Genomic DNA, 16,749 nt, shown 5'->3' with positions numbered 1-16,749 from the left:
TGCTCAACCTCAACGGGGATATTCTCACCTACTGGATATCCCCTTGCTAAGTTAACAGCTTTTTGTTGCCTGCCACAACTCAAAACAGAAAAGCCTGCGTCCTGCAGGCCTTTCTGTTAATGGTTTCTAGTTACTAACGGTGCACATGGGTATCTGTTTTAGCCCTGTTTTAGGAAAAACAGCCCGAAAACGGAAAACAGCCAGTGTTACTTATTTTGCCTTACACGTCAACTTTGGCGTATTTGGCGTTGCGTTCAATAAAGTCACGGCGGGGCGCCACCTCATCACCCATCAGCATGGAGAACAAGTGGTCTGCCTCAGCCGCCGACTCTACCGATACTCTTTTTAAGCTGCGGGTATCTGGGCGCATGGTGGTTTCCCAAAGCTGCTCAGGGTTCATCTCCCCAAGACCTTTGTAGCGCTGTACGCCCACGCTCTCGTCTTTCCCTTTGCCCAGTTCGGCAATGGCCTCTACACGGTCCTGCTCTGTCCAGCAGTAACGCTCTTCCTTGCCTTTCTTCACCAGATACAGCGGCGGCAATGCAATATAGATATAGCCGTTGTCAATCAGATCGCGCATGTACCGGAAGAAGAACGTCAGAATCAAGGTCCTGATGTGAGAACCGTCCACGTCAGCATCTGTCATGATAATGACTTTGTGGTAGCGCAGCTTGGTCATGTTCAACGCCTTGTCATCTTCCGGAGTCCCAAAGCTCACCCCCAGGGCGGTGATCATGTTCTTGATCTCCTCGTTCTCATAGATGCGGTGCTCCTGCGCCTTCTCTACGTTCAGGATTTTTCCGCGCAGCGGAAGAATGGCCTGGAACTTACGGTCGCGGCCCTGCTTGGCTGAGCCACCGGCTGAGTCACCCTCTACCAGATACAGCTCACAGTTCTCAGGATCACTGTCAGAGCAGTCGGCCAGCTTACCGGGCAAACCGGAACCGCCCATCACGTTCTTACGCTGCACCATCTCGCGGGCCTTACGGGCCGCCAGGCGCGCCTGCGCCGCCAGGATCACCTTCTGGATGATGATCTTGGCTTCTTTGGGGTTTTCTTCCAGGAACTGGTTCAGGATTTCCCCCACCACGGTGTCCACGGCGCCCATCACGTCTGAGTTCCCCAGCTTGGTTTTGGTCTGGCCCTCAAACTGCGGCTCCTGCACCTTCACAGAAATAACCGCGGTCAGCCCCTCCCTGAAGTCGTCTCCCTGAATCTCCACCTTGGCTTTCTCCAGCATGCCAGATCGCTCTGCATAGGCTTTCAGGGTACGGGTGAGCGCGCGGCGGAAACCGGCCACGTGCGTACCGCCTTCATGGGTGTTGATGTTGTTCACGTAAGAGAAGATGTTCTCTGTGTAAGACGTGTTGTAGTTCAACGCAATCTCTACCGGAATTCCCCCTTTTTCGCTTTCCACATAAATGGGCGTAGGAATCAGGTTCACCCGGGTTTCCTCCAGATAGGCCACAAACTCCTGCAGACCGCCTTCTGAGTAAAAAGACTCATTGAGAGGCTCACCCGCATCATTCATCTCACGCAGGTCTGTGAGGTTGATTCTGATGCCTTTGTTCAGGAACGCCAGTTCGCGCAAGCGGCTGGCTACGGTTTCGTATTTGTATTCGGTAACCGTAAAGATGCTGGCATCTGGCTGGAAGTGCACCGTGGTACCGGTTTTCTCAGTGGTGCCAATCTCACGCACCGGGTACGCCGGAACCCCAATGTTGTAATGCTGCTCATACATTTTGCCGTTGCGGTGAACCGTTACGTGCAGGTCAGTAGACAGCGCGTTCACGCAGGAAACCCCCACGCCGTGCAGCCCCCCTGAAACCTTGTATGAGTCTTTGTCAAACTTACCGCCCGCGTGCAGAACCGTCATAACCACCTCCAGCGCCGACCGGCCCTCTTTCTGGTGGAAGTCAACCGGAATACCGCGGCCGTTATCAGAAACTGAAATGGAATTGTCTGTGTGAATAGTGACCGAGATTTCGTCACAATGCCCGGCAAGGGCTTCATCTATGGAGTTGTCTACTACCTCCCAGACCAGGTGGTGCAGACCTTTAATGCCTATATCGCCGATGTACATGGCTGGCCGTTTACGCACTGCCTCCAAGCCTTCAAGCACCTGGATACTGTCTGCGGAATAGGCGGTCATGTTGTTTTGTTCGATGTCACTCATCTAGTTTATTCGGTGGGTTATTAACATACAAAAATACGCATTTTTATCTGCATTTGCCAATGATTTGCCTATTAATATAGCAGAAGCTGAATGATCCTGAGCCCTATTTCTCAGCCCTTCCATTCCCTGTAGATACCTGTATTTCTGACTTCCCCGTGCTGTTTTCGGGCTACTTTTTGGAATTCAGGGCAAAACCAGAATAAAAGCGGCCATTGTATAAGTTTAGGTGGGGCAACCTGCGGGGCGTGGGTATTGGAAAGGCAGATGTCTTCCCCCTGCCCTACTCCCCAAGCCCCAGGCATCACCGGCTGCCCACATAACATTTTAACAGAAGAATGACTCCCCAAACATCAGTACCAAATTCAGAATGGTGGTGAAAATCCGCTCTTTTTAAGCTGAGGCTGGGGGTTATTCCAGAAGTCTCGGGCAAAAAATGGGATTAAACGCGTAAGGTGGCGGGAATATTTTGGCGTTTCGCGGGTTTATTGTTAAGTTTCCACCTCGTAAAATCAATTGCTTCCGGGCATACCGCATTCCATGCGCAAACGCCTCATCGCACCAATCTGTACAAACACTCATGAAGGACGTAATTTTAGGTATTGACATTGGGGGTACCAACACCAAGTTCGGTTTCTTAGACCGTGACGGCATCAGCTTAACCCAGGGTGAGATTTCTACCGCTGAAGGGGAAACCGTGCATGACTTTCTCCGCCTCTTCTACCAGGAGGTGCAGGCCAAATTCAAAAAAATAGAAGACGAGGCGCGTCTTATTGGCGTAGGCGTGGGTGCCCCTAACGGCAACTTCTACACCGGTACCATTGAAAACGCGCCCAACCTGAAGTGGCATGGCTCAGTACCGCTGGTAGAGCTGCTGCAGTCATATTTCAAACTGCCGGTTTTCCTGACCAATGATGCCAATGCAGCCGCCATTGGAGAAATGATCTACGGCGGGGCCAAGAACATGAAGAACTTTGTTGTGGTGACATTGGGCACTGGCCTGGGCAGCGGGATTGTGGTAAACGGAGAACTGGTGTATGGGGCAGACGGCAACGCCGGCGAATTAGGCCATACCCTGGTGAACGTGAAGGGCTCTGGCCGCGTGTGCGGTTGCGGCCGCCGGGGTTGTTTAGAAACCTATGTTTCGGCCACCGGCATCAAGCGCACCGTTTATAAATTCTTAGCTGATTATACAGATTACAGCGAACTGCGCGGCGTCAGCTTCAATGACCTAACCGCTGAGATGATCACCCAAGCCGCCAAACGTGGTGACAAGATTGCCATTGACTGTTTTGAGTACACGGGCAAGGTGCTGGGCATGAAATTAGCCGATACCGTAGCACATTTGAGCCCAGAAGCCATCTTCCTGTTTGGCGGACTGGTACGGGCCGAGGAGTTGCTATTTGACCCGGTAAGATACCACCTGGAGAAGAACCTGTTAAGCATCTTCAAAGGAAAAGTAAAAATCCTTCCGTCAGGCCTTGGCCTAAACAATACCGCCGTAATGGGTGCCGCCGCTTTGGCCTGGAAAGAAATGGAACGCTAGTCTTTTCAAACTAATATTTCTGAAGCCCAGTTGTCACTACAACTGGGCTTTCTTTTTTAAGTCAGAAGTTTTAAGTCAGAAGCTGTTCAGAGTTTTTGAAACCGGGAGGCAAAGGCTGCCGGGTAAGGTTTTTCACCAGCCAGTGGTTTCTGTTTTCGGGCTGTTTTTGTAAAAACAGCCCGAAAACAGAAACTTAAATCTTTGCAAAATGCCTTTCTAAGAAAAACCTAAACAGCTTCTCAATTTCATACCCATTAAACCAAGGATAGAACTGACTAAGAGCCTGTTTACATTTTTGTTTTGCAGCGGAAAATGGGGAGCGAAAGGTACTGGCGAAGCCATTTTTGAGCAGCGTAGCAGGGCTACGGTGAGAGGAAAAGGCAAAGACAGGTTCTTCTGAAACCACTTTGTAGTACAAAAGATAAATAAAAACACGCCCTAAAGCCTTTTGAAGCAGTCTTTCTTTTCCACTCCACCTCCATCTCAATTATTGATTTTAACTATATCATCAGCACCTGGTTTACGCATCACCTAGGAAAACAAAAGTTGAGATAAGGTCTTAGATGCCCCTAGGTTGTATCTTTGGGCCTATGAGTTTTTTACAGGTCACTGGCATCAGTAAGCGGGAAGAGAAAGGATGGGTGGTGAAGGATGTTTCTTTTTCCCAGCGCGAGCACCAAAAAATTGCGATTGCCGGCGAAACCGGCTCCGGGAAAAGCACCCTCCTCAAAATGGTAGCCGGGCTGGTTCAGCCAGATACAGGCAGCATCTTTTTTGAAAAGGAGAAGGTGTTTGGACCAGCAGAGCAGTTGGTGGCGGGACACGAACGCATTGCCTATCTCTCCCAGCAGCATGAGCTGCCGGAATTTTTGCGGGTAGAACAGGTGCTGCGGTATGCCAATACCCTTGACGCGCAGGACGCCGAACAGCTATTTGAGGTGTGCCGCATTTCGCACTTGCTGAAGAGACGCACAGACCAGTTGTCTGGCGGGGAAAAACAGCGGATTGCGCTGGCCAGGCTCCTCCTCACCTCCCCTGGCCTGCTTCTGCTGGATGAGCCATTCTCTAACTTAGACCCCCTCCATAAGAACGTCTTGAAAACAACTATTCAGGAAGTGGGGGAAACCTTGGGCATTACCTGTATCCTGATTTCCCATGATCCGCAGGACACCCTCTCCTGGGCAGACCACCTGCTGATCATGCGCCAAGGCGAAATTATTCAGCAGGGCTCACCCCAGCAGGTATATTATGAGCCGAAAGATGAATACGTGGCCGGCCTTTTTGGGAAGTACAATCTGGTGCCAGCAGAACTCTTACAGGGTATAGTCTCAGATAGTCAAGCGAATTCCCTCTTCCTGCGGCCAGAACAGCTCACCATCCTGAGGGATGGCAGATCAGGCCTTAGAGGCACTATTGTGGGGAAAGTATTTTACGGTGCCTATTATGAAGTGGAAGTTCTTCTAAAAGGCGCCTCCCAGCCCATACTGGTTAGAACAGACAATGCGCAACTCCTGCCGGGAGCTGAGCTATTTCTTTCTCTTACTGCTGATTCGTTCTGGTTTTTATCATCAGATGTGGTGTAGGGCTTTCTTTTCTAGTTCCTCCAGGAGGGTCCGTCTATGACTTGGGCTTCTGTTTCTGGCCTGTTTTTGTGAAAGCAGGCCCAAAACGGGGCGCACGCTTATGCCAGCCAAAGTCTTTTAAAGAAGAAAACGGCAAACGTTAAACAGCTTCTCAGTTTCCCAAAAGAAGTAACTTTTATAGAAAGACAGTCAGAGAAGATTTTCCATTGGTCCACTTCTAGTCTGGGGTAAACCATGCCGGTTTCCCCTGATGGGCGTATTCTGTTTTGGGGCTGTTTTTCAGAAAACAGCCCCAAAACAGAATACGCCCTCTGCGTGGCAAGAAACAGAATTTAGGTGTACCTTGCATCTCCAAAATTAGCTTATAACCAGCATGATCCTCACTGACCGCCAGATACTGGAAGAAATAGAAAAAGGTACCATTTTGATAGAGCCGTATGACCGTACCTGCCTGGGCACCAACTCCTATGACGTTCATCTTGGGAAATACCTGGCCTCTTATAAAGATGAAGTTCTTGATGCCCGCAAGCACAATCAGATAGAAACATTTGAAATCCCCGCCGAAGGGTTTGTGTTGGAGCCCGGCAAATTGTACCTGGGTGTTACCGAGGAATACACCGAAACCCATGCCCACGTCCCTTTTTTAGAGGGCAAATCAAGTGTGGGCCGGTTGGGCATAGACATTCATGCCACCGCCGGGAAAGGTGATGTAGGCTTCTGCAACCACTGGACCTTAGAGATCTCTGTCAGCCAGAAAGTGCGGGTTTACCACCAGATGCCTATTGGCCAGCTCATTTACTTTGAGGTTAAGGGCGGTATTGAAAACTACTACAACCAGAAAAGCAACGCCAAATACAATGACCGCACCGTGTACCCGGTTGAGTCTATGATGTGGAAGAACAACTTTTAACGTAGTTTCCCTGTGCAAACAATCTTCATTGCACCATTCTGTGAAGGCAGTTGCAACAGGGGAAGAATTTCAGGTAAAAGCTGCAAAGCGCTTTGCAGAAAGCAACAAAAGGCGCTTGCCCCCGTTCTTTTTTACAGGGTAGCCAACTATTTTCCCTTCAGTTTTGTTCTAAGATAGATGGCACGGATGTTGTGTAGTATAAACCAAAACCTGAAGACGATGAAAAGATTAGCATATGCATTGGTAGTGATGATGTTAGCTAGTGTGGTTTCTTTCGCCCAAAATACCGGAACCGCCGAGCAACGCGCCCAGAACCTTTCAGATAAAATGATCAGAGAACTGCAGTTGAACAACTATCAGTCCCGTAAGATCAGACAGATAAACCTGGAAAAAGCCAGAAAAATGGTGGAGTTTGAGGCCAAGCACGCCAATGACAAAGCTGAACTGGAGAAATGTATCAATGGGGTGTGTAAGGAGCGGGACGTTGAGCTGGCCAATCTGCTGAGCACTGCCCAGTACTCCCAATACTACAGCTCCCGCAAGTCTTTCAATAGTTTTGACCGCGAATATGCTGTAAAATTGCAGAAGCAGAACTCCAAGGTGGCCAAAACCCTGGTTGCCCAAGACAAGGAAGATGCGAAACGTTCTTTCCCTGCCGCCGAGGTGGCAGTGATCAAAGAGGCTTCTCCTTCTAAGAACTAAGACGCCAACTAATTTATAAAAGCAGAAAGCCGCCCATTCAGGCGGCTTTCTGCTTTTATAGAAGTCTGATCTGGTGATTTAGGACTGGGGGTTCTGGGCTGCGTTTCTTTTTTGCTGTTCTTCTACGTGTTGCATTAACTCCTGGCAAAGCGTACGCATTTTCTCAGCCATCACCTTGTCACTGGTGGCTGTCTCTAAACTCTGGGCCATAGCACCAAGGGTGTCAATGTAGAAATACTTCATCTCATCTACCGGCATGTCTTTGGTCCAGAGGTCAATTTTCATGGTTCCAGAATCATTTCTGTCCCATAGGGCAATGTTGATGGCCTTAGCGAAATGGATATCAGTACCGGCATCGGTGGCGGTCCAACTGATGGCCTCTGGTACGCGTTGGTCATCCAGGGCAATACTAAAATGTATCTCTGATTTTTTCATCTGCTTCATGTTCTTTCGCGCCGGGGCGCTGATTTCTGAAAGCGCAAAGGTAAACTGTTTTTCTCAGTTCTGGGAGAAAGTTGAAAAACTCCGGGCCCATAGCTATTTAAAAGTAGGCCTTTTAACCATTTCCTAAATTCTATTAAAAACTATCTTTCATTTGAAGATTACTTATACTCAAGATACTATACATGAAACAACCAGGTTTAACTGTTCTTCTGGCTTTTACAGGTTTAACGGCCTAGAGCCAGACTGACACGGTATATTTAAACCAGTAGTACAAGGCTACAGCAGAAAAAGAGGGGGCTGTTTATTAAAGAGTTACCACCTATACAGGTTCAAAAAAAGAGAGGAGGCTCCAAAACACTTTTTATAGGTCAGGCCAAAAGTTTTATGAAGATGCTGCTGTCAAGGTGTCTAAAGACTTATATAAACAGCAAGGGCCTACCAGGTACTATTATAAAAATGGCCAGGTGAAAGAGGGACAACTCTATACCAGTGCAGAAGTCCAAATAAGCAAATGGCATGAGAACGGCCAGCTCTACTACAGGGGTGTAAAGAGGAACGGCAAGCCGGAAGGTGAGGCGGTTGGCTACTAACCCAGCTGAAAGTTGCTTAGGCGCGAAATATTCAGCAAAGGGGAGCTGGTGACAGGTGAATGTTTTGCTGAAGATGGTAAAACAACCATCCCATATTATCCGCATTTTTCTTTTCCTGATTTTCCGGGAGGCCCAAGCACCCTCATGAAACTGGTGATGACCAGTTTTAAAATGCCGCAGGAAACCAGTAGAAGTAGGGTCGCAGGAACAACCGTCGTACATTTTATAGTTACAAAGGAAGGCAAGATCCATTCTCCGTCAATTGTAAAGTATGTTCACCCAGATATTGACGAGGAGGTATTAAGAGTTGTGAACACGCTGCCCAATTTTGCTCCTGCTCTTGAAGAAGGGAATTGATGACACCTACTCCTTCCCTGTTAGGGTTAGATAAGAGGCCTGCCTTAAAAAAATAGCTATACAACCAACAGATGAGCCATTCCTTTTGGTAGTACCCCGCTACTAAAAAACACGAATGGCGTGACCTAAAAAAGAAGCCTCCCCAGAGTCACTGGGGAGGCTTCTTTTCTTCTGGATGGAGAAGTAGTACTATACGTAATTGTTCAGCATTACCGGCATTACCAGCATTAAGATGCTTTCCTCCTCATCTGTGTTGGCTGGCATCAAAAGACCGGCTCGGTTAGGGGTAGACAGTTCCAGCGTGATTTCGTCTGAGTCCATGTTGTTCAGCATCTCGGTCAGGAACTTCGCGTTGAAACCAATTTCCATGTCCTCGCCGTCATACTGGCACGTAAGACGTTCGCTGGCTTCGTTAGAGAAATCCAGATCTTCTGCAGAGATCTGTAGTTCACTGCCAGTAATTCTGAGACGGACCTGATGGGTGGTTTTATTTGAGTAAATAGAGATACGCTTCACTGAGCTCAGGAAGTCATACCGGTCAATGCTCAGTTTGTTAGGGTTCTGCACCGGAATCACGTTCTCATAGTCTGGGTAACGCTCATCAATCAAACGGCAGATCATTCTGATGTTGTCAAAGCTGAAGAAAGCGTTTGAGGTATTAAACTCAACCCGCACCGCCGTAGCCTCACTTGGCAAAGTAGACTTGAGCAGGTTGAATGCCTTTTTAGGAATGATAATTGACGTAGCGTTTTCGCTGCCAATATCTTTGCGGCGGTAACGCAGCAGGCGGTGCCCGTCTGTGGCCACAAACGTGATGTTGTCGCTGTTCAACTGGATGTAGATACCGGTCATGGCGGGCCGCAACTCATCATTGCTCACCGCAAAGATGGTTTTGGTGATAGCCCGGCTCAACACGTTTGAGGGAATCTCAATGGCGTTCCCGCCTCTCACCACCGGTACCTTAGGGAAATCAGTGGCATTCTCACCAGACAGCTTGTAACGTCCGTTTGAAGAGCTGATCTCTATGGTGTAAGTTTCTTCATCAATGGTAAACGTCACCGGCTGGTCAGGCAGGTTTTTCAGGGTATCTATCAAGATACGGGCCGGGGCGGCAATGCGTCCGTTCTCACGGGCCTCCACGTGTATCTCCGTAATCATGGATGTCTCCAAGTCGCTGGCGGTGATGGTGAGAACACCGTCGTTGATCTCAAACAGGAAGTTTTCCAGAATAGGCACTACCGGGTTGTTGGCCACTACCCCGTTAATGCTGGTAAGCTGCTTGAGCAGCGCCGTAGAAGATACAATGAATTTCATGCGGTATAGTCGTTTAGCGAAAGGTCTTTAATAGGGCAAAGTTAACCAAAAAAGGATTTTTTCCTACCGCCACCGCCACCATTCTCCCCTTTTTTTGATCACCGGCAGCGAGGGCGGCTTTTCAGTTTTCACCGCAACTTCAGCTCTCCCGCCAGCTTTTAGTACCTGTTCCTGTTTTAGGGCTGTTTTTCAGAAAACAGCCCTAAAACAGGTGGTCTTCTTTAACAGGAACTTGAAGTATTCTGGTACAATAGACACCACAGCCCACAAGGGGCATGCAGCACTGAGCCGCCCCATTTCCTAAAGATGAAACGGAACACCAAACTATCTGGCCTGAAAGGGACCCTGCCGTCACTTCTAACCCTATAGACAAATGGATCTAGCCTTTCTAATTGAAAGGAGCTTGCCAGTTGAAAGGAGCTTGCCAGTTTGCCTATTACCTGCGCGCCTTTTTCAGGAACCGTTGCTTAGAATCAGAAAATGAACGTGCCGCGCGGGCCCTATCAGGGCTAGCAGCGCTGGGGGAGAACTGGAACAACAGGTTAGGCTCAGCCAAGGTGATGAAAGATTGCTCATTAAATTGCGAAACCACCTCTAGAACACTGCCTGCCGCCTTTTTATCAGCACTTAGAATATGAATTTCATCTGACAAAGAGAAGACTATTTTGGTGTTCGTTTTCTGTACCAGCTGCTCTAACTGGGCTAAAGTGCCGCTTCCTTCAATAGAAACCAAAAATTCATTTGAAACACCCAGCCAGGCATCTACAGCCGGGTCTTCAGAGGGAGTAGAAAAGGTGGGATTGGCAAATAGAACGCTCGGGTGCTTCTCCAGCCGCTTCATCAGTTTAGTGGCGTCAAAGCAGGTGCTGTTTGGCTTTAGCCGAACAATGGTGAGCACCCCTGAGTCTAAGAAGGTCTCCCCTTCAATGCTGTCCACCTGCGGGTGCAGTGATAAAAGCCACTTTTTTGCCTGTAGGGGCACGCCTTCAGCAAAACCCACCAGCACCAATTTGCCCCAAGCATTCCCCAGGCTAACCCGGCCGTCATATTTATGGAAGTAGGAAAAGTCCTGGCAGCTGGCTTCCCGGCTTTCTGAAACCAAGGCAAGCGCCTGGGCCTCTTCTGAAGGATCTACTACTTCTTTTTCACAGGAAAACAGGAAGGGGAGCGCAAACAGTATAGAAATCTTGAATAGCAGTTTTTTCATTGTAAGAGAAATTAAACAGAAAATCATCTCTTACGGAATTGGCTTAATTCAAGCCCATTATCTCCCCATATTTCTTAAAATAAATTTTGATAGCACAATACCAATATATCATCCGCTAAAAATCAGTTTCTTTGCACCATCTCTCCGTTTTTAACCCCTAAAAACTGGCCTTGCATCTTGCTCACTTTCCCGTTAACCAGAATGGTGTCAAACCCTTCAGCCAGCTGAAATGGGTTTTCATAGGTAGCGGTAGCCTTTACTTTCTCTGGGGCAAAAACCAGTATATCAGCCTTCTTACCAATGGCAATCTCGCCCCTGTCTGTAAGGCCCATGGTTTGTGCAGGCAGGGAGGTCATTTTACGGATAGCCTGCGGCAGGGTGAGCAGTTTCTGCTTGACCACGTATTCTTCAATGATGAGCGGGAAGGAGCCGTAGCCGCGCGGGTGGCGCATGTCTGGGCCACCATCTGAGCAGATCATGGTGCTGGGGTCTGTGATAAACCGGGCCTGCAACTCCTGATCCATCACAAAATACGCCGCTGAGGCCCCGCCGGGTTTGATGTCCTCTATGAGCACGTCTTCAAACGGCTTCTGCTTTTCCTGCGCCAGTTGGGCCAACGTCTTGCCCGCAAACGGCCCAGAACCTAGCAGCGTCGCCTCGGGGCCGTTCCTCTTTAAGACGCGGTTACGCAGATAGGTGGCCAATTCTTTCCGCCGTGCGGCGACCACCTGCCCGAAATCATGCGGCGGCAAGGCCCACTCCGGGAAGAGAATGCTGATGCCCGTAAACGAGGCCGTGTACGGGTACACATCTGCGGTGACGCGTATGCCCTGCTGCCGCGCCCGTTCCAGCTGCTGCAAAATTTGCTCGGCGCGTTCCTTGCCTTGGCCATACACCACTTTTATGTGCGACACGTGCACCGGGCAATGCTGGCCTTGCATGAGCAGTTCCTCCAAAGAAGCCTCTACGGCGTTGTCATCTTCATTGCGCACGTGGCTGGTAATGAACTTGCCCTTCTCCCCTACCACTTTGGCCAGATACTCCATCTCATAAGCGGGCGCGTACAAACCGGGCAGGTATTCTAATCCGGTGGAAAGGCCAATGGCACCCAAATCCAGTTGCTCCCGCAACAGCTGTCCCATTTTCTCCAACTGCGCCTGGGTGGGCAGGGAGTCATATTTAATGCCCGAAGCCATTCTGATGCTGCCATGCCCTACAAACGTGGCCATGTTCACTTCTGACCCAGTGGCACCTACCCGTTGCAGCCAACTTTCCAGATCTTGGCTGGGGCTGTCGCCGTCGTTGCCCAGGGTAATGGTAGTGGCACCCATGGCCAGGAAGTTCATGAAGCCTCTTTTGCCGGTGGGGTTGCCGTGGGCGTGGGTATCAATGAACCCGGGCGTGACTACTTTGCCTTTGGCGTCAATGGTTTTGGCAACCTGCACCAGGTTTTCGTCTACTTCACCAATAAAAGCAATGGAATCACCGCGCACCAGAATATCAGCGGTGTACCCTGCTTTGCCGGTTCCGTCCACCACCTGGCCGTTATCAATGAGAACGTCAAAACTTTTGCTGGAATTTGCCTGAAGAAACTTCTGAAATGGACTAACCTTGGGCGTGCAGCCTGCCAGCACCAACAGGCACAGAAAAGAGAAGAGGGAATTGCGAATCATAGCTGCAGTCATGGTCTGAAGCCGTAAATTACGCATTGGCTCTCATTTACCAAACCGCCTCCTGGCTGCTCCGGTCTTTGTGTTTTTATCTTATTCCTGAAAAAGCAGATATGAAACAGAAAGAAAAAGGATGGGTTGATTAATTAAAAAGAGAGCCTGTTTAGCATTTCCAAAACTGAGCTTTAGATAGCTTCTGTACTGGCGACAGCACCCGCTTGTGTCGCTGTTTTGGCTCTTCTTTTGCGAAAACAGGCCAGAAACAGAAGCAAACAACTTCAAAAGACTACCAAAAAGCAGAAACTTACGCCTATGATCAGAAAACACTAAACAGGCTCATAAAATAGATTTAACACCTGGTTCTTTAAGATGAAAGATTAGGTGAAAGTTACTATCATTAGGTAAGACCTTAATTTATTTATCAAACACAAGCAAAAGATATTCAGAACGTACGGAATGATTTTATTTATAAATCTTTACTTAGCATAACCATTTTGGGCTGACTTTTAACATTACGCTATGCGGCTTATCTACTTGATGCTTTTTATGGCCTGGCTTTTTTCCATGACACCAGGAATTGCCCAAAATGTTCCAAGGCAATATGTAAATGATATGGCAAAGGTGCATGCCACGCACTCCTCCCGGCAGTTTCATATGAATACTACTGTTGGTGTTGGAATTAATCTTCCGGCTATCCTGCAGAAAATGGCCTATAACCCTGAGTCAGCCTACATCATTACTTTTAAAGACAGCACCCAGAAGCAAGTTCTCGCTAAGATAAATTTTGAGGACAAGAAGGTATTTCTAATGCCCGCTGTGTCAAAAGCAAAAAAAGACACATTACAAAAGCCTCTGCGTATTTACCCAAACCAAACATTGTCCATTTTAGCGGTTGATCCCGCTGGTGTTGCCTCTTCAGTAGGTATAGCCAATGATAGTTGATGGCTTTTCACAAACATAAAAGGGAGGATCAATGCTTATTCTTATCTACCTAAACCATTTACAGGCAAAATAGGGGAAGTTTTTTTTCAATTTATACAAAAAGATGGCGGCCCTATCCAACCTTTTTCTCCAGAATTACTAAAAGATATGGTTTCTGACAATGAAAAATCAAAACTAAAATTAAATGTACTGAAATACTATGAGGCAATGGTAGTTTACAATAAGGAAAAAAAGTAATGCCGCGTTTATAGCTAAGGCTCTTATTACATAAGGCACTTACAAGATTTTAAATATACTTAAAAGGCAATTACAACAATGCCATTCCGCCGCGGCGGTCAATTTTGCCGGTAGCCGTCTCAGGCAACCTTGGCAAGTAACCAAACTGCTTGGGAATCTCATATTTGCCCAGCTGTTCACTCAACATGCCTTTCAGGTTCTGCTCCTCCTCATCCGCGAGCGGACTTCCTTCCAACACAGCAATGAGCCGCTCGCCTAAACTTTCATCTGGAAGGGCAGCGGCGAAGCACCGGCGGCTCATGCCGAGTTGGTGCAGCGCATCTTCCAACGCACTTTCCACCTTTTCCAGCTGCACCTTCACCCCGCCGGAGTTGATAGTATTATCGGCGCGGCCGAGCCATTTAAACGAATGCGCATCTATCATCTCCACGCGGTCATTGGTCACCAGCACCTCGCCGCCGGTCACATCAGCCATGATGGTGAGGCAGCCGCGTTCGTCCTGGCCGAGCGTAACTTCCGCCGGGGCGGTGTAGGAGTCTGTTCTCTCAGCGCCATTCAAGCGCCGCACCGCTACGTGCGAAACCGTTTCAGTCATGCCGTAGCTTTGGTACACCGGCACTTCCAGCGCCTGCACCGCCTTTTCCAGCTGCTTTGAAACTGGTGCGCCACCCAGTAAAATTGCTTTCATACGGTTCAGCTGCCCCACTTTCTCCGGCGTCTGTTCCAGAATGGTCTGCAGTTGCAGCGGCACCAGGGCCACAAAGTCAAAGGCTGACGCGGGGTCCACGCGCACCAGCGGGTTCCCCGATGGCTCTACGATGGTCATGTGCAGCTGCCCCACAAACCCGCGCACCAGCATCATCATGCCGGCAATGTATTCAGTGTTCAGGCAAACCAGCACCCGGTCTTCAGGTTGCAAATCAAACAGGCGAAGCGTGCGTTTGGCACTGGCTTCCATGCGGTCACGGCTCAATTCCAGCCACTTGGGCGTGCCCGTGCTCCCCGACGTCTGAATAGCAAACTCCTGCACGCCCTGCAGCCAGTTTTTGCAGAACTCCAGCGTCTTGGCCTCATACCCGTCAATGGGAATGCTCTCCCGGAACGAGTAGTGCTGGATTTCGTCTAAGAAAAACTTCTTCTGGTTGAGCAGCAGGTGGTCTGGCATAGGTGGGTATCAAGTAGTGCGTATCAAGTAGCAAGACAAACGAATAAATTCAATTGTCAAGTGCTATACGCAAAGAAACAGAAACCTGTAAAAGAAAGCGGAGCAGTTTTCAGGTTTTAGCCTAGAACTGCTCCGTTTTCTAATTTCTAAACTTTAGGCACGCATTCCGTCCCCCTTTGAAGGCCCGGGATGACTAAGGCCGCTCTAGACCCTCTAACTTTAATCAAGCGGAATGGAAAATCAATTCTTGGAAATGCGTGGCACTGCACGAGTAAATCTGCACGAGTAATCATCCCCCTACCCCCTTCAAAGGGGGACGGAATGCGTGCCTAATTTTCATGAAAATGACTTCACTGGCTCATTACGCTCTACTCAAACAAAAAGTCTTGCTACGTGATACGTGATACTTGCTCCGCTTAAGGGAACTTAGGATACTTAGAGAAATCCGGTTTGCGCTTCTCCAGGAATGCGTTTTTGCCTTCCTTGGCTTCGTCTGAAAGATAGTATAGCAAGGTAGCATCTCCGGCCAACTGCTGAATACCCGACTGCCCGTCTAGTTCGGCGTTGAAAGAGGCTTTGAGCATGCGCAGGGCCAGCGGGCTTTTCTCCAGAATCTTCTGGCACCATTCTACCGTGGTTTCCTCCAGTTGCTCCAGCGGCACCACTTTGTTCACCAGGCCCATGTCCAGGGCTTCCTGCGCGTTGTATTGGTCGCAGAGGTACCAGATTTCGCGGGCTTTCTTCTGGCCTACAATGCGGGCCAGGTAAGACGCCCCAAAACCACCGTCAAAGGAACCTACTTTGGGTCCTGTCTGTCCGAAGCGGGCGTTCTCCGCGGCAATAGATAAGTCACAGACCACGTGCAGCACGTGCCCGCCACCAATGGCCCAACCGGCCACCATGGCAATCACGGGCTTGGGAATGCGTCTGATTTGCATCTGCAGGTCCAGCACGTTCAGGCGCGGAACGGTGTCTTCGCCCACGTAGCCGCCGTGGCCGCGTACGCTCTGGTCGCCGCCCGAACAGAAGGCTTTCCCGCCCTCGCCAGTCAAAATTATCACCCCGATGTCTGAGTTGTCGCGGCAGATGTTCATGGCGTCAATCATCTCGGCCACGGTGCGCGGCGTGAACGCGTTGTGCACCTGCGGACGGTTGATGCTGATCTTGGCGATGCCGTTGTAGAACTGGAACAGAATCTCCTGATATTCTTTGATGGTGCTCCAAGTGTAGTTGCTTTCCATAACTCGTTTTTTATAAATCAGGCTCCCGCCCGAAATTTAACAGTTGGTTCTTCTGAGGAACGTACGAAACCGAACGGTTTTCCGCCGCCCCGGCGCAAAGGTATTGAACGCATTGGTCATTTCGTAACTTGAAACCAGCAGCTGGGCATTTCTGTTTTCGGCCTCATTTCTGAAAACGAGGCCAAAAACGGGAATCAGGGGAACAGTTCCTTGAAAGTAGTGCACCGTTCGTTCATCCTGCGCTTCAATTCTATTTCTGAACATTCACCACGCCTTCCCTCTTTCTTTTGTCCTCCTGAAAGGAACTGGTGGGCGAACTAGATGTCATTTATTGAACGCTACTACCGTTTGCTGCCAAGATTCTTCCAGAAGGAACAAGGGGAAAAGTCATGCTCCAAAGCGCAATTATCTGCTTTTGTCTCCGCTATTCTGCGCTATTCGGGATTTGCAATCCCGAATTTGATTACCTGCGGATTTGCAATCCGCGGCGCGTGCTGTTCAAAAGTGCCGAGACGGGGATTACAAATCCCCCAGTTATTTGCTTCCGGATTACAAATCCGGAAGAGCGTTTAGCAGAATATGGCGCGGAAGTTACTTCCGTGACTTACGGTTAGGAAGTGACTTCCGCGCCATAGTTGAAAAACCTAGTGAAACGGTTTCTGTTTTTG

14 protein-coding genes are annotated in these 16,749 nt (G+C 49.1%); 7 read left to right on the top strand and 7 right to left on the bottom strand.

The genetic code is table 11. From position 1 onward, the window contains the following. Window positions 1-220 precede the first annotated feature (220 nt). On the bottom strand, window positions 221-2,176 hold the full coding sequence (gyrB, locus tag FHS90_RS12410) for a DNA topoisomerase (ATP-hydrolyzing) subunit B (RefSeq protein ID WP_182513281.1): 1,956 nt from the start codon (window positions 2,174-2,176) through the stop codon (window positions 221-223). 577 nt (window positions 2,177-2,753) lie between these two features. Here gyrB and FHS90_RS12405 point away from each other — a divergent pair. The 4 genes from FHS90_RS12405 to FHS90_RS12390 all read left to right on the top strand — a co-directional run bounded on the left by FHS90_RS12405 (window position 2,754) and on the right by FHS90_RS12390 (window position 6,914). Beyond that, on the top strand, window positions 2,754-3,719 hold the full coding sequence (locus tag FHS90_RS12405; RefSeq protein ID WP_066832051.1) for an ROK family protein: 966 nt from the start codon (window positions 2,754-2,756) through the stop codon (window positions 3,717-3,719). Window positions 3,720-4,309: 590 nt separating this feature from the next. Continuing rightward, a complete protein-coding gene (locus FHS90_RS12400) occupies window positions 4,310-5,302 on the top strand; it encodes an ABC transporter ATP-binding protein (protein ID WP_182513280.1) in 993 nt (330 codons plus the stop codon). Between the two features lie 373 nt (window positions 5,303-5,675). After that, window positions 5,676-6,212, top strand: coding sequence for a dCTP deaminase (gene dcd, locus FHS90_RS12395; protein WP_066832055.1), 537 nt, complete (start codon window positions 5,676-5,678; stop codon window positions 6,210-6,212). 219 nt (window positions 6,213-6,431) lie between these two features. Further along, on the top strand, window positions 6,432-6,914 hold the full coding sequence (locus FHS90_RS12390) for a DUF4890 domain-containing protein (protein WP_153042609.1): 483 nt from the start codon (window positions 6,432-6,434) through the stop codon (window positions 6,912-6,914). A gap of 78 nt (window positions 6,915-6,992) precedes the next feature. Here FHS90_RS12390 and gldC read toward each other — a convergent pair whose 3' ends face one another. Beyond that, window positions 6,993-7,358 (bottom strand): gliding motility protein GldC, encoded by a 366-nt coding sequence (gene gldC / locus FHS90_RS12385; protein WP_377047720.1) that lies wholly within the window; start codon window positions 7,356-7,358, stop codon window positions 6,993-6,995. Window positions 7,359-7,960: 602 nt separating this feature from the next. Between gldC and FHS90_RS12380 the strand changes: the two genes are divergently transcribed. Then, a complete protein-coding gene (locus tag FHS90_RS12380; RefSeq protein ID WP_182513279.1) occupies window positions 7,961-8,305 on the top strand; it encodes an energy transducer TonB in 345 nt (114 codons plus the stop codon). Between the two features lie 189 nt (window positions 8,306-8,494). Here FHS90_RS12380 and dnaN read toward each other — a convergent pair whose 3' ends face one another. The 3 genes from dnaN to FHS90_RS12365 all read right to left on the bottom strand — a co-directional run bounded on the left by dnaN (window position 8,495) and on the right by FHS90_RS12365 (window position 12,499). Then, the gene (gene dnaN / locus FHS90_RS12375) at window positions 8,495-9,619 is read right to left on the bottom strand and encodes a DNA polymerase III subunit beta (protein WP_066832063.1); all 1,125 of its coding nucleotides are present in this window, start codon (window positions 9,617-9,619) and stop codon (window positions 8,495-8,497) included. A 436-nt stretch (window positions 9,620-10,055) separates the two neighbouring features. Further along, a complete protein-coding gene (locus tag FHS90_RS12370) occupies window positions 10,056-10,826 on the bottom strand; it encodes a hypothetical protein (RefSeq protein WP_182513278.1) in 771 nt (256 codons plus the stop codon). Window positions 10,827-10,948: 122 nt separating this feature from the next. Next, window positions 10,949-12,499 carry an N-acyl-D-amino-acid deacylase family protein gene (locus tag FHS90_RS12365; RefSeq protein ID WP_182513277.1) on the bottom strand — a complete coding sequence of 517 codons (1,551 nt, stop codon included), beginning with the start codon at window positions 12,497-12,499 and terminating at the stop codon, window positions 10,949-10,951. A gap of 516 nt (window positions 12,500-13,015) precedes the next feature. On the opposite strand from FHS90_RS12365, the gene FHS90_RS12360 reads away from it, so the two are divergent. Further along, entirely contained in the window at window positions 13,016-13,438 is a 423-nt protein-coding gene (locus FHS90_RS12360; protein WP_182513276.1) for a hypothetical protein, read from the top strand. A 307-nt stretch (window positions 13,439-13,745) separates the two neighbouring features. On the opposite strand, the gene FHS90_RS12355 is transcribed toward FHS90_RS12360, so the two are convergent. Both FHS90_RS12355 and menB read right to left on the bottom strand, forming a co-directional pair. Next, window positions 13,746-14,840, bottom strand: a complete 1,095-nt coding sequence (locus tag FHS90_RS12355) for an AMP-binding protein (RefSeq protein ID WP_182513275.1) — start codon at window positions 14,838-14,840, stop codon at window positions 13,746-13,748. 416 nt (window positions 14,841-15,256) lie between these two features. Next, complete coding sequence (menB, locus tag FHS90_RS12350) at window positions 15,257-16,081, bottom strand: 1,4-dihydroxy-2-naphthoyl-CoA synthase (RefSeq protein WP_182513274.1); 825 nt, start codon at window positions 16,079-16,081, stop codon at window positions 15,257-15,259. A gap of 321 nt (window positions 16,082-16,402) precedes the next feature. On the opposite strand from menB, the gene FHS90_RS12345 reads away from it, so the two are divergent. Further along, a complete protein-coding gene (locus tag FHS90_RS12345; RefSeq protein ID WP_182513273.1) occupies window positions 16,403-16,654 on the top strand; it encodes a hypothetical protein in 252 nt (83 codons plus the stop codon). The last annotated feature ends 95 nt before the right edge of the window (window positions 16,655-16,749 follow it).

This window comes from Rufibacter ruber, assembly GCF_014138425.1.
In the GTDB taxonomy this organism is placed as follows: Bacteria; Bacteroidota; Bacteroidia; order Cytophagales; family Hymenobacteraceae; genus Nibribacter; species Nibribacter ruber_C.
The sequence above is the reverse complement of the archived record's forward strand: the minus strand, read 5'-3'. Positions and strand labels throughout refer to the sequence as shown.

What these genes read in the sequence shown, in the direction of transcription:
- gyrB (WP_182513281.1), bottom strand. Translation starts at nt 2,176, where the DNA reads ATGAGTGACATCGAACAAAACAACATGACCGCCTATTCCGCAGACAGT.
- FHS90_RS12405 (WP_066832051.1), top strand. Translation starts at nt 2,754, where the DNA reads ATGAAGGACGTAATTTTAGGTATTGACATTGGGGGTACCAACACCAAG.
- FHS90_RS12400 (WP_182513280.1), top strand. Translation starts at nt 4,310, where the DNA reads ATGAGTTTTTTACAGGTCACTGGCATCAGTAAGCGGGAAGAGAAAGGA.
- dcd (WP_066832055.1), top strand. Translation starts at nt 5,676, where the DNA reads ATGATCCTCACTGACCGCCAGATACTGGAAGAAATAGAAAAAGGTACC.
- FHS90_RS12390 (WP_153042609.1), top strand. Translation starts at nt 6,432, where the DNA reads ATGAAAAGATTAGCATATGCATTGGTAGTGATGATGTTAGCTAGTGTG.
- gldC (WP_377047720.1), bottom strand. Translation starts at nt 7,358, where the DNA reads ATGAAGCAGATGAAAAAATCAGAGATACATTTTAGTATTGCCCTGGAT.
- dnaN (WP_066832063.1), bottom strand. Translation starts at nt 9,619, where the DNA reads ATGAAATTCATTGTATCTTCTACGGCGCTGCTCAAGCAGCTTACCAGC.
- FHS90_RS12370 (WP_182513278.1), bottom strand. Translation starts at nt 10,826, where the DNA reads ATGAAAAAACTGCTATTCAAGATTTCTATACTGTTTGCGCTCCCCTTC.
- FHS90_RS12365 (WP_182513277.1), bottom strand. Translation starts at nt 12,499, where the DNA reads ATGATTCGCAATTCCCTCTTCTCTTTTCTGTGCCTGTTGGTGCTGGCA.
- FHS90_RS12360 (WP_182513276.1), top strand. Translation starts at nt 13,016, where the DNA reads ATGCGGCTTATCTACTTGATGCTTTTTATGGCCTGGCTTTTTTCCATG.
- FHS90_RS12355 (WP_182513275.1), bottom strand. Translation starts at nt 14,840, where the DNA reads ATGCCAGACCACCTGCTGCTCAACCAGAAGAAGTTTTTCTTAGACGAA.
- menB (WP_182513274.1), bottom strand. Translation starts at nt 16,081, where the DNA reads ATGGAAAGCAACTACACTTGGAGCACCATCAAAGAATATCAGGAGATT.
- FHS90_RS12345 (WP_182513273.1), top strand. Translation starts at nt 16,403, where the DNA reads ATGTCATTTATTGAACGCTACTACCGTTTGCTGCCAAGATTCTTCCAG.